Origin of the sequence: Brevibacterium aurantiacum (genome assembly GCF_003932995.1) — a bacterium.
GTDB classification, from domain to species: domain Bacteria; phylum Actinomycetota; class Actinomycetes; order Actinomycetales; family Brevibacteriaceae; genus Brevibacterium; species Brevibacterium aurantiacum.
Window position 1 is genome coordinate 3,843,134 of record NZ_CP025333.1, and the last position, 14,420, is coordinate 3,857,553.

10 protein-coding genes are annotated in these 14,420 nt (G+C 65.4%); 4 read left to right on the plus strand and 6 right to left on the minus strand.

What is annotated here, in order from left to right; genetic code table 11:
• The first annotated feature begins 31 nt into the window (after positions 1–31).
• Positions 32–1,624 (plus strand): succinic semialdehyde dehydrogenase, encoded by a 1,593-nt coding sequence (locus CXR25_RS17710; RefSeq protein ID WP_180959453.1) that lies wholly within the window; start codon positions 32–34, stop codon positions 1,622–1,624.
• Positions 1,625–1,660: 36 nt separating this feature from the next.
• Here CXR25_RS17710 and CXR25_RS17715 read toward each other — a convergent pair whose 3' ends face one another.
• The 5 genes from CXR25_RS17715 to CXR25_RS17735 form a co-directional block, all read right to left on the minus strand.
• Positions 1,661–3,580, minus strand: coding sequence for a penicillin-binding transpeptidase domain-containing protein (locus CXR25_RS17715; protein ID WP_226823882.1), 1,920 nt, complete (start codon positions 3,578–3,580; stop codon positions 1,661–1,663).
• A gap of 103 nt (positions 3,581–3,683) precedes the next feature.
• Positions 3,684–4,418 (minus strand): response regulator, encoded by a 735-nt coding sequence (locus tag CXR25_RS17720; protein WP_125240827.1) that lies wholly within the window; start codon positions 4,416–4,418, stop codon positions 3,684–3,686.
• Between the two features lie 207 nt (positions 4,419–4,625).
• The gene (locus tag CXR25_RS17725) at positions 4,626–5,843 is read right to left on the minus strand and encodes an acetyl-CoA C-acetyltransferase (protein WP_069601095.1); all 1,218 of its coding nucleotides are present in this window, start codon (positions 5,841–5,843) and stop codon (positions 4,626–4,628) included.
• Positions 5,844–5,991: 148 nt separating this feature from the next.
• The gene (locus CXR25_RS17730) at positions 5,992–7,998 is read right to left on the minus strand and encodes a sensor histidine kinase (RefSeq protein ID WP_096168248.1); all 2,007 of its coding nucleotides are present in this window, start codon (positions 7,996–7,998) and stop codon (positions 5,992–5,994) included.
• Between the two features lie 100 nt (positions 7,999–8,098).
• Positions 8,099–9,895, minus strand: a complete 1,797-nt coding sequence (locus CXR25_RS17735) for an MOSC domain-containing protein (RefSeq protein ID WP_096161884.1) — start codon at positions 9,893–9,895, stop codon at positions 8,099–8,101.
• 92 nt (positions 9,896–9,987) lie between these two features.
• Here CXR25_RS17735 and CXR25_RS17740 point away from each other — a divergent pair, with 92 nt between their 5' ends.
• From CXR25_RS17740 to CXR25_RS17750, 3 genes are read left to right on the plus strand one after another with little or no spacing between them, the layout of a single operon-like run.
• Complete coding sequence (locus tag CXR25_RS17740; protein WP_009882215.1) at positions 9,988–10,281, plus strand: metal-sensitive transcriptional regulator; 294 nt, start codon at positions 9,988–9,990, stop codon at positions 10,279–10,281.
• 17 nt (positions 10,282–10,298) lie between these two features.
• Entirely contained in the window at positions 10,299–10,511 is a 213-nt protein-coding gene (locus CXR25_RS17745; RefSeq protein WP_009882214.1) for a heavy-metal-associated domain-containing protein, read from the plus strand.
• Positions 10,511–12,718 (plus strand): heavy metal translocating P-type ATPase, encoded by a 2,208-nt coding sequence (locus tag CXR25_RS17750; protein ID WP_096146094.1) that lies wholly within the window; start codon positions 10,511–10,513, stop codon positions 12,716–12,718. Before CXR25_RS17745 ends, CXR25_RS17750 begins: the two co-directional genes overlap by 1 nt.
• Positions 12,719–12,731: 13 nt before the next feature.
• Here the strand turns inward: CXR25_RS17750 and CXR25_RS17755 are convergent, their stop codons facing one another.
• Positions 12,732–14,378, minus strand: a complete 1,647-nt coding sequence (locus CXR25_RS17755; RefSeq protein WP_125240828.1) for a long-chain-fatty-acid--CoA ligase — start codon at positions 14,376–14,378, stop codon at positions 12,732–12,734.
• Positions 14,379–14,420: the final 42 nt, after the last annotated feature.

A 14,420-nucleotide genomic window follows, 5' to 3' on the forward strand; every position in this document is an offset into this window, starting at 1 on the left:
CAATCCACCCATTCACTGACGACACGGAGGCATGATGCACACGGACGTCACCAGCACCACCACCCCCTCGGACGAACTCACACATGTCACCGATCGGCTCCGCGAATTCCTCGACACCAACCCCTACGCCGAGGCTTCGGGCAGCGGTGATCGCATGGTCAGCCCCGACCCGTTCACCGGCCTCGAACTTCCCCGCTTCGCCAAGAACACCCCGGCCGACATCGAGAAGGCCTATGCCACCGCGCGCATCGCCGCCGACGCCTGGGCAGCCCGATCCCCCGAACACCGGGCTCGGGTGCTGCTGCGACTGCATTCTGCATTGCGCCGCCACGAAGATCTCCTCCTCGACATCATTCAGTACGAGACCGGCAAGGCCCGCATCCACGCCTATGACGAGATCCTCGACACCTACAACGTGTGCCGCCACTACGGCGTGACCGCTCCCGCCCGACTGCGCCCGGAACGCCGTCGCGGTGCCGTTCCCGTCCTGACTCGTACCGAGGTCACCCGCACACCGCTGGGCGTCGTCGGGTTCATCACCCCCTGGAACTATCCGCTGACCTTGGGCGCAACCGACCTGCTCGCGGCCCTGGTCGCCGGCAACGCCGTGGTGCACAAACCCGACAGCCAGACAACCCTGACCGCCATCATCATGCGCCGTCTGGCCATTGCCTGCGGCCTGCCCGCGGAAGTCTGGCAGCTGGTGCCCGGCCCCAGCAGCGAAGTCGGCCCGGCACTGATGTCCGGTGCCGATGGGATCTCCTTCACCGGCTCGACCGCTGCGGGTCGCTCCATTGCCGCCGAGGCTGCCTCGCGTCTGCTTCCCACCGCCCTTGAACTCGGCGGCAAGAACCCGATGCTCATCCTCTCCGATGCCGATCTTCCCTCGGCCGTGGACGGGGCCGTCCGCGGGTGCTTCTCCTCGGCCGGTCAGCTGTGCCTGTCCATCGAGCGCATCTATGTCCACGAGGATCTCTACCCCGAGTTCTGTGCCCATTTCGCCGAGGCGACCCGGAACCTCGAGCTCAGCCCCGACTACTCCTACGGCCCCGGAATGGGCTCCTTGGCCGGGCCGAAGCAGCTGGCCCGAGTCAGCGAACACGTCGAACAGGCCCGAGCCAGCGGAGCTCAGGTCATCGCGGGTGGCAGCCCGGTCCCGAAACTGGGCCCCTACTTCTACCTGCCGACCGTGCTCACCGATGTCACCGAGGAGGCCGAGCTGTTCGCCGAGGAGACCTTCGGCCCAGTCGTCGCCGTGTACCCGGTGGCCAGCGACGCCGAGGCGATCAAGCGGGCCAACGCCTCCGAATACGGTCTCAACGCCAGCGTCTACTCCCAGTCCCGCGGGCGCGAAACTGCCAGGCAGCTCGAGTCCGGGATGGTCAATGTCAATGAGGCCTACGTCGCCGCCTGGGGTTCGATCGACTCTCCGGCCGGCGGCGTCAAAGCCTCAGGCATGGGCCATCGGCATGGAGTTGAGGGTCTGCACCAGTTCATGCACACGCACAACATCGCCGAGCAGAATCTGGTTCCCATCGCTCCGTTCGGCCCGCTCGATCAGTCGCGGTTCGCCCGCACACTGACCACCGCGTTTGAGGTCATGCGCGCCCTGCGGATGAAGTGAGGTGCTCCCTCAGCACGGATGAGGTGAGGTTCTTCCTCAGTTGAGCGATTCGAAGAATTTCTTCGCCACCGGCACAGCCGCCTCGGCGCCGAATCCTCCGTCTTCGACGAGAACGGCCACGGCCACGTCGCCCTGATACCCGGCGAACCAGGAGTGGGTGCGCGGTGGGGTCTCGTCACCGTATTCGGCGGTGCCGGTCTTGCCGTGGACCGGTTCGCCGGGAACGTCCTGCAGCGCGCTGGCGGTGCCATCGGTCACGGCACGTCGCATCAGCTTCTGCATCGTCGTGACCGCGTCGGCGTCGATCGTGCTCTTGTCCTTACCCTTGTCGTCGTCCTTGCCCTTGTCCGAGGTCACGAGCAGGGGCTTGACCGTGTCGCCCTCGGCCACGGAGGCGGCCATCGCCGCGACCGCCAGCGGGCTGGAGACGACCTTGCCCTGACCGATCATCTGCGCCGCATGCGTCACCGCGTCATCATCACTGGGAACGGTCGCCATCTTCGCACCCAGCCCCAGATCGACGTCGTCCATGCCCAGGCTCGACGCCGCATCCGTGACCTCTGAGCCCGAAACCTTCTGCGCGGCATCGACGAAGGCGGTGTTGCAGGATTCGGCGAAGTTGTCTTCGAAGGCCACCTCGCCCAGGACGTGGTCTTCGGCGTTCTTGAAGCTCTTTCCATCGACCGTCGTGGTCTTCGGGCAGTCGAGAGTGGTCTTCGCAGTGACTCCGGCTTCCAGCAGAGCCAGGCCGGAGGCGACCTTGAACACCGATCCGGGTGCGTACTGGCCGGTCAACGCCCGGTCCCAGGCAGCACCCTCGGGGTCCTGGTTGGCCACCGCGAGGATGTGACCGTCGCGGGGCCGGATCGCCACCAGCGCTGTCGGCTTCTTGCCTGTTTCGGCCGCTTTGTCTGCGGCTTCCTGCACGTCGACGTTGAGTGTCGTGGTGATGTTCTTACCGTCATGGTCGGGGAATTCGTGGACGAGGACGGGATCGGCAGACTTGGCTTCGTCGCTGGCCTCAGCATCCTCGGCGTCGCTGATGTAGATCGCTTCGCTGCCTGGTCCGCTCAACTGCTTTTCATAGGCCTTCTGCAATCCGCTCTTTCCGACAACGGACTCGCCGGTGAGCTTTCCGTCAGAGGCTTCGACCTCCTCGGCGCTGGCGGCTCCGGCCGTTCCCAGGGTCGGACCGGCAAAGCCCTTCTTCCGACTCAGCGGCTGAGTGTGCCTGTTGAAGACGGTGCCCGGCAGGGAGTGGATCGAGTCCTTGACTTTTTTGTAGTCACTCTCACGCAGGGTGATGACGGGAACGAGCTGATCGGGCTCCGCTTTGTCGACACGCTCCTTCAACGATGTGAGATCGATGTCGAGTTCGTCCTTGAGCGTGCTCAGGGTGTCATCGCCGTCCCCTGCTTTCTCGAGTTTGGCCGGGTGGATGCCGATGTCGACGACGGGACCTTCGCCCATCAGTTCTTCGTCGTCCTCGCCGAGGATCGCACCTCTTTGCCCTGGGGTGGTCTGCGAGACGAGGACGCGACCGTCGTCCAATTTCGGATGCAGCACCGTGGGAGTCAGCTCGGCCGACCAGAGCAGACCTTTCTTGTGCAGGGGAAGCTCAGAGGTGTACTCCCAGGGTTCGCCTTCCTGGTTCGTCCAGGACCACTTCAGCGTCGCGACGACGTCATCACCGTGCTTCTTCGTGCCCTTGAGCTCCACCGAGCGATCCTTCATGCTCTGGTCGAGTGTCCCCAGAATCAGACCGTGCAGCTTCGTCGCCGTCGTCTGATCCGACCAGACACTGGATTCGATGGTTCCGCTGTTCAGGTCGGCGGCGGCGTCTTCTGCAGCTGTCTCTGCCCTCAGCGGCAGTGTGAACAAGGCGAAGACACCGGCAGCGACCAGCAGCGCGACGACGAGGGCGATGGCCAACCACATTGTGGACTTCTTTGTCATAGAACAATTATCAATGGGCTCGGCCGGGAAGTCCACTTGCCGCATGCTGTTGGGCGGCTGGTTGAGCCCTGTGGGGATGGGGCCCGGGTATCGAGGGGGTGGTTCAGGCGTCGTCGGCGACGACGGTGTATTCGAGAACGGGCCTGCCTGCGGCTCCATATCGGGGTCGGCGGTTGAGCATGCCCGCATCGGCCATGGCTTCCAAGTACCGGCGTGCGGTCACTCGGGAGACACCGAGACCTTCGGCCACCTCGGCGGCGGACTGGCCGGGCTTGTCGCCGAGGACCGACTTCACCTCTGCCTGCACGGCGTCGGGGACGCCTTTAGCGGTCGCGGTCACTGTGTGGGTGCGCAGTGCGGCGATCGCTGTGTCGACGTCGGTCTGGGTGACCTCACCCTCGGTGCTGTCTCCGCCGAGGCTGTTGCGGTAGGAGGAGTAGGCCTCGAGCTTGGACTTGAAGACCGGGAAGGTGAACGGCTTGATGATGTACTGGGCGACGCCGTAGGACAGCGCCTCCTGGACGATCTGCATGTCGCGGGCGGCGGTGACGGCGATGATGTCGACATCGACGCGGTGGCCGCGGATGGCCCGGCAGACCTGCAGACCGTGTCCGTCGGGAAGGTTCATGTCGAGGAGGACGAGGTTGATGCAGTCCGCGTCGAGACCGTAGATCTTTCCGGTCAGAGCCGACATCGCCTGAGTGGCGTTCTTCGCTACACCGGCAAGGTGATAGCCGTCGATGCGATCGATGTACTTCGCGTGGGCCCGGGCGGCGACCGCCTCGTCCTCAACCACGAGCACACCGATGCTCGACTCAGGCGTAGTTGTATCTGACATGCCGCCAGTCTAACCAACACCGTTGCGGGGTCGCGGTGGATCGTGTTACAGCCTGGGCACATCCGTGACACAGGACTGGAACGCGTCGTGAGCTGCCAGATGCACGATAGTCGGTGCCTCAGGGTCGAAAATCGCGCGGATTTCGACCCGGAGGCACCGACTATCAGTGGCGTCGGCCTCAGACACCGACTATCAGAGGTGCAGACCTCAGGCGCGTTCGAAGATCGCGGCGATGCCCTGGCCGCCGCCGATGCACATGGTCTCGAGTCCGTAGCGTGCGTCGCGGCGCTCCATCTCGCGCAGCATCGTCGCCAGGATCCGACCGCCGGTCGCGCCGACGGGGTGGCCCAGGGAGATTCCGGAGCCGTTGACGTTGAGACGGTCGAAGTCGTCCTTGCCGAAGCCCCATTCGCGGGTCACGGACAGTGCCTGGGCGGCGAAGGCCTCGTTGAGTTCGATGAGGTCGATGTCGGCCAAGCTCAGTCCGGCCTTCTCGAGGGCCTTTGCGGTGGCAGGCACGGGGCCGATGCCCATGGTCTTCGGTGGCACTCCGGCCACGGCCCAGCTGACCAGGCGGCCCAGCGGCTTGAGCCCCTGTGCCTCGGCGGCCGCACGGGTGGTGACGATGCTCGCGGCCGCTCCGTCGTTCTGTCCGGAGGCGTTTCCTGCGGTGACCGTCGCCTGGTCATCGTCCTTGCCCAGGATGGGGCGCAGCTTCGCGAGCTTCTCGATGCTGGTGTCTGGACGAATGTGCTCATCAGCGTCGATCTGATGTTCGGCGACCTTGCGGGTGGCGGGGATCGTCACGGGAACGATCTCCTCGGCGAAGCGTCCGTCCTTGGCCGCTGCGGCTGCCCGCTGATGTGAGTTGTAGGCGAGTTCGTCCTGCTCGTCGCGGCCGATCGAATATTCGCGGCGCAGGTTCTCTGCGGTCTCGAGCATGCCGCCGGGAACCGGGTAGTTCTTTCCGCCCGGAGTGGTGCGGCCACGGCCCAGGGAATCGGTGAATTCGGCATTGCCGCCGCGCACACCCCAGCGGATGGTGTCGTTGTAGAAGGGTGCGTGGGACATCGATTCGACGCCGCCGGCGATGACGAAGTCTCCGTTGCCGGAGCCGACGACCATGGAGGCGTCAATGACTGCCTGCAGTCCGGAACCGCAGCGGCGGTCGACCTGCTTGCCGGGCACGGTCACGGGCAGCCCCGCGTCGAGGGCGGTGACTCGGCCGATGCAGGGAGCTTCCGAGGTGGCGTAACCCTGACCCATGATCACGTCGGCGACGAGTTCTGGATTGAGCCCGGTCCTGGCGATGAGCTCGCGGACGACGGTGGCGGAGAGCTCGTGGGCGGGGATGTCGCGGAACTGTCCTCCGAATCCTCCGATCGCGGTGCGCAGCGGTTCACAAACGACGATGTCCTGGTCCATAGTTCCTCCACTCGATTTCGCGGCAGCCGATGGCACATGGCCATCGGCCCGGCATTCCTGCTCAGCCTAAGCCGAATCCATACGGTGACGCGGAAATGTTTCATTCATTGGGACCTCGCACAGCACAGGCGAGGCCCCGCTGAGCACCTCAGCTGCGGTCGTCGCGCACGATCTGGATCGGGCCCGTGGGCGGATTCCCGGACGGCGGCTGGCTCGATGACGAGGGCCCAGTCGAGGGATTCCCGGACGCCTGCCCGAGTTCCCCGGGGTCAACGTCGCTGGTGTCGGGCAGCCATACCGTGAGCACCGCGCCCTTGAACTCGTCGCAGTCCTCACCGCGGCCCTGGACGTCGACGGCCCCGCCGAGACGGCGGATGGCTTGGACGACCAAGGACAAGCCGACCCCGCGGGTGCCGGATTCCTGGCGGCCGAGTCCCTTGTCGATCTCGACGCCGTCATGCTTCGTCGACCAGCCGCGTTCGAAGATCGCGTCAACGTACTCTTCGTCGATGCCCGGACCATCGTCGCTGACCTCGATCGTGAACCCGCTGGCACCGCCTGCTCCGCTCAGGTGGACATGCACTCGCTTGTCCTCGGGCAGAACGTCCTGCCTGCGCAGAGCGTCGAAAGCGTTGTCGATGAGGTTGCCGAGGATGGTCGCGAGGTCACGGTCATCCCCGCCGAGGCGGCCCGAGAGTCCCGCTGTATCGACCGTCATATCGATGCCCACCTCGGCGGCCTGGGCGATCTTGGAGAGCAGGAGTGCAGAGAGCACAGGATGGTCGAAGCTCATCTGACCATCGCCGGTGACCCGGTTGAGATCGTCGAGGTCCTTGGCGGCGAATTCGATCGCCTCGTCGACGTGACCGGTCTCCAACAGGGAGACGACCATGTGGAGTCGGTTCGCATATTCGTGGGTCTGTGCACGCAGAGAATCGGAGAACGATCGCACAGAGACGAGTTCACCGGAGAGTTCGGCGAGTTCGGTGTGGTCGCGCATCGTCACAACCCAGGTGTCGCTGGCGGCGTCGGTGGGCTGCTGGTTGACGACGAGGACCCGATCGTCGGTGTAGTGGATCTCGTCGCGAGCCCACCGGCCAGATGAGAGGAGATCCCTGAGGGCATCGGGCAGGTTGAGGCTGCGCAGCGCGATGCCGCCGATCGGCGAGGTCGCCCGGACCGGATCGTCGGTGTCAGCGATCTTCTCACCCGCCTTCCCCTCGCCTGCTGCGGGCAGCCCCAGGAGCTCGCGGGCCTCGGCGTTGATGAGGACGATGCCCGTCGAACGGTCGAGGAGCAGCAGCCCCTCCGACACGGCTTTGAGCACCGAGGAGTAGAACTCGAGCATGCCGCGCAGCTCGTTGGCGCCGTAGTCGCCGGTGACGCGGCGCAGTCCACGGGAGGTCGCCCAGGAGGCGGCGATTCCCAGGATGAGAGTGGTGATGGCGATGCCGATGAGCCAATTGCTCTGAGCCAGGAAGCCTTCCCGCACGGAATCGGCCGAGTTGCCGACGACGACGGCCCCGACGACGGTGTTGGGTCCGGTGTCGTCGACGCCGAGGTGCTTTGCGAAGACTGGGCTGATGACATACATGGTGCCGCTGCCGGGCCCACCATCTTCGAGGAAGCGCACCACGGACTCCCCCTCGGAGACCTTCGAGCCGTCGACGGCCGCAGCGAGCTGATCGACGGAGTCATCGGGCACATCTCCCGATGCCGAGGACACGATGTTCGCCTCGATGCGCTCCTGTCGATTCGACGATCCCAACGACGGCGGGGTGACGAGGTAGTCGATGGGCACAACCGCGGCCACATCGAAATCGTACTGGCTCACCACATTCTCGAGCATCGTCTCGACGTCGTCCTGAGACCCCTCATCGATGAAGTCATCCGTGGTGGCCTCACCCGACCCGACCAGGCTCAGCGACATCGACATATTGTCGGCCGCAGAGCCCAGCAGATCCTGTTCGCGCTTCTGGTTCAGCTGGGAAAGCTGGATGTAGAGGAGGCTCGTCGTCAGCACCATGATGCCCACGAGCATGATCGAGTTCGCGAACATGATGCGCCCGGAAACGCCGAACTTCAGACGCCTGCTCACACGTGCCACTGGTCCAGTCAGTCCTCCTGACTTCACGGCACGCTGATCCTTGGGCATGGGTCCATTCTGCCACCCACTGCCCCAATCCCCGGGTCAGCCGGACTCGCGAGGATCAGGGTCGCGACGGTCACGTTCGCAACGACCAGAGCCCGGGGACTCAGATTCCGAGGCTGATGGGCCCGGAGGGCACGGCGGAGCACACGAGCACCTCATCGGCGGCGATCCGCGCCGCGGGTTCGACCGGGTAGATGACCGACCCGGCGGCCAAGGACACAGCACAGGTGCCGCAGGAACCGCCTCGGCAGGAGTTGTCTGCGCGCAGTCCGCGCGCCTCCAGTGCTTCGAGCAGTGTCCCCTGCTGGGGTTCCCAGAGGAAGCTGGTGCCCGAATTCTCCAGAGTCACCTCGGCGGGCGAGCATTGGGCGATGGCCTCGCTCATGCCGGTGTTCGGGGAGGCGAAGATCTCCTGGTGCACGGCCGGGACTCCGGCCTCGGCGCTGGCGTCGAGCACTGCACGGGTGAAGTCTGCGGGCCCGCAGACCATGACGTTGTCGCATCCGGCGAGCCAGTCGACGAGATCGGCATGACCGGGCCTGCCCTGGCTCGCGGTGTCGCGGTGGTGGGTCTCGACGGGAATCTGTCGCGAGTGGGCGCGCTTCTGCAGCCGATCCCAGAGGCAGGCCGTCCGGTGGTCGCGGTCGACGTGGAAGAGCTTGATCTTCTCGGTTCCCGACAGTTCGGCTCCGCGCATGAGGCCGAGGCTCGGGGTGATGCCGATGCCGGCGGTGACCAGCGCGGTCGTGCCTCCGAAGACACGGTTCGCGGTCATGGTGCCGTGCGGCCCGGAGGCGAGGACGGACTGCCCGGCCGCAAGCTCTGCGACCGCCCGGGAGCCCTTGCCCTGGGTGCGCACCGCGATCGACACGATGTCATCGGAGACATCCGTGATCGTATAGGTCCGCCAGAAGGGCTCGCCGAGGTCGAGGTGGACGCGCAGGTTGGTGCCGGGTTCGTCGAATTCGCGGATCCAGCCCTGGTCATCGCGCAGGGAGACTTCGACGATGTCGTTGCAGATCTGCTGGCTGCCCAGCACGGTCATGAAGCGCGGGGTCCGTGCGGTTTTGACGAGCTCTCGTGGGGCATCGCCTTCGATCTCGATCTCATCTCCGGTGCTGACCAGGCCGGATTCCAGGATCCGACCGTAGACGCCGCAGTGCAGGTGCCCACACGCCGAGGCCAGAACCCGGGGGACGTTGACGTCGACGGCTGTGGTGGTCGGGTTGACCGTGGTCGCTGGGCAGCGTTCGATCGCCTGGGTGATGGCCAGACGAACCCCGCCGAGGCGGACGATCTTGCCGATGAGTGCGAATTCCTCGAAGGGGGCGAGTCCGTCGACGAGGACGTTTCCGCGAAAGCGCAGCGGGTCGAGTTCGGTCTCGCCCGGCGCCAGTGCCGCCTGTCCGTCGGCGGTCTGGGAGATCGCGGCGACCGTGGCCGGGTTGATGATCGAGACACCTGCGGCCTGTGAGTCGAACATGCCCTGATCCGCGACGCTCAGTGCGCGCGGGAAGTCACCCTGAGGGGGTATGCGTGCAGAGAGGAAGTCCGCCGAGGTGGCCCGTGTGTCCCGGTCATCCGTGCGAAACGTCGTGGTCTCGTTCTGCGGAGACGTCAAGGTCACCGTCGCCGAGGGATCGGCCACGGCCGGCTGGGAGGAATCAGCCGCCTCGGCGAGGTCGAGTGCCACTTGCCACTTCTGCAGGTCGGTGTCGTTCTTGAGCACCGTGAACGCGGAGTATCGGTGCCAGCTGTCATCGGGGATGTCGAGACTGCCGTTGGTGAACGCGGCGACGCGGTCACCGCGGATGCCTCGGCCGGTGCGCACATCCGCCTCCGGGATCTCTTCGGCAGGGAACCCCTTGACGGGGAATCGGAACAGTCTGGCAACGCGCATGATTCGATTGTAGGAGCTTGACGACGCCCGGTACCCACGGTGAGACCAATTGCACAATTGACCTATACCCTAAGGGGGTATAGAGTATCGTCATGACTGAGCACCATGGATATACCCCGCAGAAGGACGCCCTTGCGAAGCGGATGAAACGGATCGAAGGTCAGGTCCGTGGGATCGGCAAGATGATCGATGACGACAAGTACTGCATCGACATCCTGACCCAGGTCTCCGCCGCAACGGCCGCGCTGCACGCGGTCTCCATCAACCTCTTAGAAGAGCACATCGCTCATTGCGTGGTCGACGCCGCATCCTCAGGGGATGACGACGCCGCCCGCAAGAAGATCGAAGAGGCTTCAGCCGCTATTGCCCGACTCATCAAGAGCTGAATGTCAGGAGACACATCATGACGACCACCACCATCAACGTCAACGGAATGACCTGCGGCCACTGCGAGGCAGCCGTCAAGGAAGAGCTCGGAGCACTGCCCGGAGTCACCGATGTCGCCGTTGAGCTCAATGCCGGCGGGGACTCCCCCGTGACCATCACCTCCGAGAAGGATCTCGACGAGGCCGCGATCAGCGCCGCCGTCGATGAGGCCGGCTACGAGGTGAAGTGATGTCGCGCGAGGTCGATCTCGACATCACGGGAATGACCTGCGCGTCCTGTTCGGCTCGTATCGAGAAGAAGCTCACCCGCCTCGACGGGGTCAGCGCCGAGGTCAACCTGCCGCTGAATTCCGCCCACGTCATCGTCGAATCCGAGCTGAGCGACGCCGACCTCACTGCCGCCGTCGAAAAGGCCGGCTATGGCGCCACCGTCAAGACCACCTCGGCGAGCGGACCGGAGATCGTCGACTACGATCCTCGCCATCTGCGGCCCCGCTTCATCGGTTCGCTGATTCTGGCGGTGCCGATCGTGGCCATCTCCATGGTCATGAGCTGGCACTTCCCCGGCTGGGAGTGGATCGTCGCGATTCTCGCCCTGCCGGTCGTGACCTGGGGCGCCTGGCCGTTCCACTCGGCCGCATTCAAGGCTGCCCGCGGACGGTCGACGACCATGGACACCCTGGTCAGCGTCGGGATCATCGTCGCCAGCGCCTATTCCTACATCACCTTGGGCCGGGCCGTCGCCGACGGCTACGGCTGGCAGATCCCCGCGACTTATCATGTCTGGTTCGAGGCCGCGGCCGCGATCACGGTGTTCCTGCTCATCGGCAAGCTCACCGAGGATCGGGCGAAGAGTCGGGCCACCGCAGCACTCAAGGCGCTGCTGGGCCTGGGTGCACGGTCGGCGAACGTGCTGCGTGAAGGCACGGGAGACACCCGAGCTGAGGTCCAGGTCCCGATCGACGAACTCGTCGTCGGCGATGTCTTCATCGTCCGTCCGGGCGAGAAGATCGCCACCGACGGCGAGGTGATCGCGGGGCATTCCGCGATCGACGAGGCCATGCTCACCGGCGAATCTGTGCCCGTGGAGGTCGACCTCGGCGACGCCGTCACCGGCGCCACCATCAACACCTCCGGCGTGCTCGAGGTCAGAGCCACCCGCGTCGGATCCGATACGACCCTGGCGGCCATGGCCGACCTGGTCAGCCGGGCACAGACGGGCAAACCCGCCGTGCAGCGCCTGGCCGATCGGATCTCTGCCGTGTTCGTGCCGATCGTCTTCGCGATCAGTGCTCTCACGCTTCTGGCCTGGGGGCTGATCACCGGCGACTGGGCGATGGGGCTGCACGCGGCCCTCACCGTCCTCATCATCGCCTGCCCCTGTGCACTGGGTCTGGCCACTCCGACGGCCCTGGCCGTCTCCTCCGGACGCGGTTCGCAGTTGGGCATCCTCGTCTCCGGGCCCGAGGCTCTCGAGTCGACGCGGTCGATCGACACCGTCGTGCTCGACAAGACCGGCACCCTGACCACCGGCGTCATGACCCTGTTGGACACGCAACTGAGCGACACCGACTTCGCGGTCCTGGCTCGCTTGGAATCACAGAGTGAGCACCCGGTGGCCCGCGCGATCGTCGAGGCCGCTGACACGAGGGCTGAGTCTCAGCCGGCTAAGCAGGCGAACGCCGGGCTGGGACGAACTGCCGCCTCGGCGGGGGATGATTTCGAGAACATCCCCGGCGGCGGACTGCAGGCCACGATCGACGGTGCCGAGGTGCTCGCTGGTCGGCCCGATCTGCTCCGAGAGCGCGGAATCGACGTGACATACACCTCCGATTCTGTGCCCACCGGTGCCACGATCGTCGCTCTGGCCATCGACTCGCAGTTCCGCGGCCTGACCTTCGTCTCCGATGAGATCAAGACCGGAGCCGCCGAGGCGATCGCCGAGCTGCATTCGCTTGGCATCGACACCGTCTTGCTGACCGGGGACAATGCCCAAGCCGCCGAGGTGGTCGCGGGCACGCTCGCCATCACCGAGATCCGCGCCGATGTCCGTCCCGAGGGCAAGATCGCCGTGGTCAATGAGCTGCAGGCTCGGGGGCAGGCGGTGGCGATGGTCGGCGACGGCATCAACGACGCCGCGGCTCTGGCCGGTGCCGATCTTGGTATCGCGATGGGTTCGGGCACCGATGCGGCGATGGCCGCATCGGACATCACCATGGTGCGCTCGGATCCCCGGCAGATCCCGCAGGCGATTCGCCTGTCGCGGAAGACCCTGGGCCTGATCAAGGGCAACCTGTTCTGGGCCTTCGCCTACAACACGGCTGCCGTTCCGATCGCCGCGTTCGGACTGCTCAGCCCGATGATCGCCGGAGCCGCGATGGCGTTCTCCTCGGTGTTCGTCGTCCTCAACAGCCTGCGATTGCTGCGGTTCAGGTAGGACGCGTCACCTGTCAGCCCTGGATGCGGGTCTGACGGTCGCCCCATTCCTGGTTGCGGAGTTCGAACTTCTGGATCTTGCCGGTCGAGGTCTTGGGCAGAGCCTCGACGATCTCGACCTCGCGTGGGGCCTTGTACTTCGCGATCTGCGTGCGCACATGGTCGATGACTTCGGCTTCGGTGACCGCTGAGCCTTCACGCACGATGATGAAGGCCTTCGGTCGTTCGCCCCATTTGTCGTCAGGGACACCGATGACGGCGACTTCGAGGACTGCCGGGTGTGAGGAGATCGCCTGTTCGATCTCGACGGTGGAGATGTTCTCGCCGCCGGAGACGATGATGTCCTTCGAGCGGTCGCGCAGTTCGATGTAGCCGTCCTCGTGCATCACGCCGAGATCACCGGAGTGGAACCAGCCGCCCTGGAAGGCCTTCGCGGTGGCGTCCTCGTCGCGGAAGTAGCCCTTCATCACGTTGTTGCCGCGCATGACGATCTCGCCGATCGTCTGTCCGTCGGCGGGCACGTCGATGAGTTCGTCACCCGATTCGAGAGCGACGATGCGGGCCTGATCGGCCTGGACCATGCCGACTCCCTGCCGCGCCCGCAGCCTGGCTCGGGACTTGTCATCAAGGGAATCCCACGAATCCTGCCACTCGCACACCGTGTAGGGACCGTAGGACTCGGTGAGTCCGTAGACGTGCACGATCTGGAAGTTCAGGGCCTCCATCTCCCAGATGAGGGTGGGACTGGGTGCGGCACCGGCCATCGTGGCGGTCACCGCCCGGTCGAGGGAATGCGCCTGTTCGGCGTTGATGACCGTGCTCATCACGGTCGGGGCACCGTTGAGGTGGGTGACTTCGTGTCGATCGATGAGATCCCAGATCACGTCTCCGCGGACTTCGCGCAGGCACACCTGGGTTCCACCGGCCGCAGCCAGCGCCCAGCCTGTGCACCACCCGTTGCAGTGGAACATGGGCAGTGTCCACAGGTACACGCTCTTCTCGTCGTGGTCGGAGTGGATGATCTCACCGAGTGCGTTGAGATAGGCGCCTCGGTGTGAGTACATCACGCCCTTGGGTCGACCTGTGGTGCCCGAGGTGTAGTTGATCGACAGCGTCGCCCGCTCGTCCTCGACGAGCCAGGAGAGCTCGTCGGTGTCAGCCTCGGCACCGGCCAGGAACTCATCCAGGCTGGTCACAGACGGTGCTGCGAAATTCGGGCGGGCCACCTCGGCGGAGGCGGCGATCGTCGTATCCTCGACGTCGACGATGGCTTCGACCGTGTCGAGGCCATCGAGGACCGGGGCAACGCTGGGCCACAGCTGCGTGTCGATGACCAGCAGCTTCGCCTGGCTGTGGTTGCAGATGTAGCGGACCTCTTCGGCGGCGAGCCGGGTGTTGATCGGAACGAGGACGGCTCCGGCCAGCGGCACGGCGAATTGGGCCATGAGCGCCTCGGGGAGGTTGGGCATGAGGTAGGCGACTCGGTCGCCGGGCTGGATGCCCGCCGCACGCAGAGCATGCGCCCGGGTCTCAACAGCGGCGGCGAATTCGCGGTAGCTCAGCTCCTGGTCGTTGTAGACCACGGCACGCTTGTCGGGAAAGACGTCGGCCGAGCGGCGCAGGAAGGACAACGGTGTCAGTTCTGTGTTCCAAGTCTCCATAGAAAGAGCCTACGACACCGCTCAACGGCCCCGCCGAGGTGG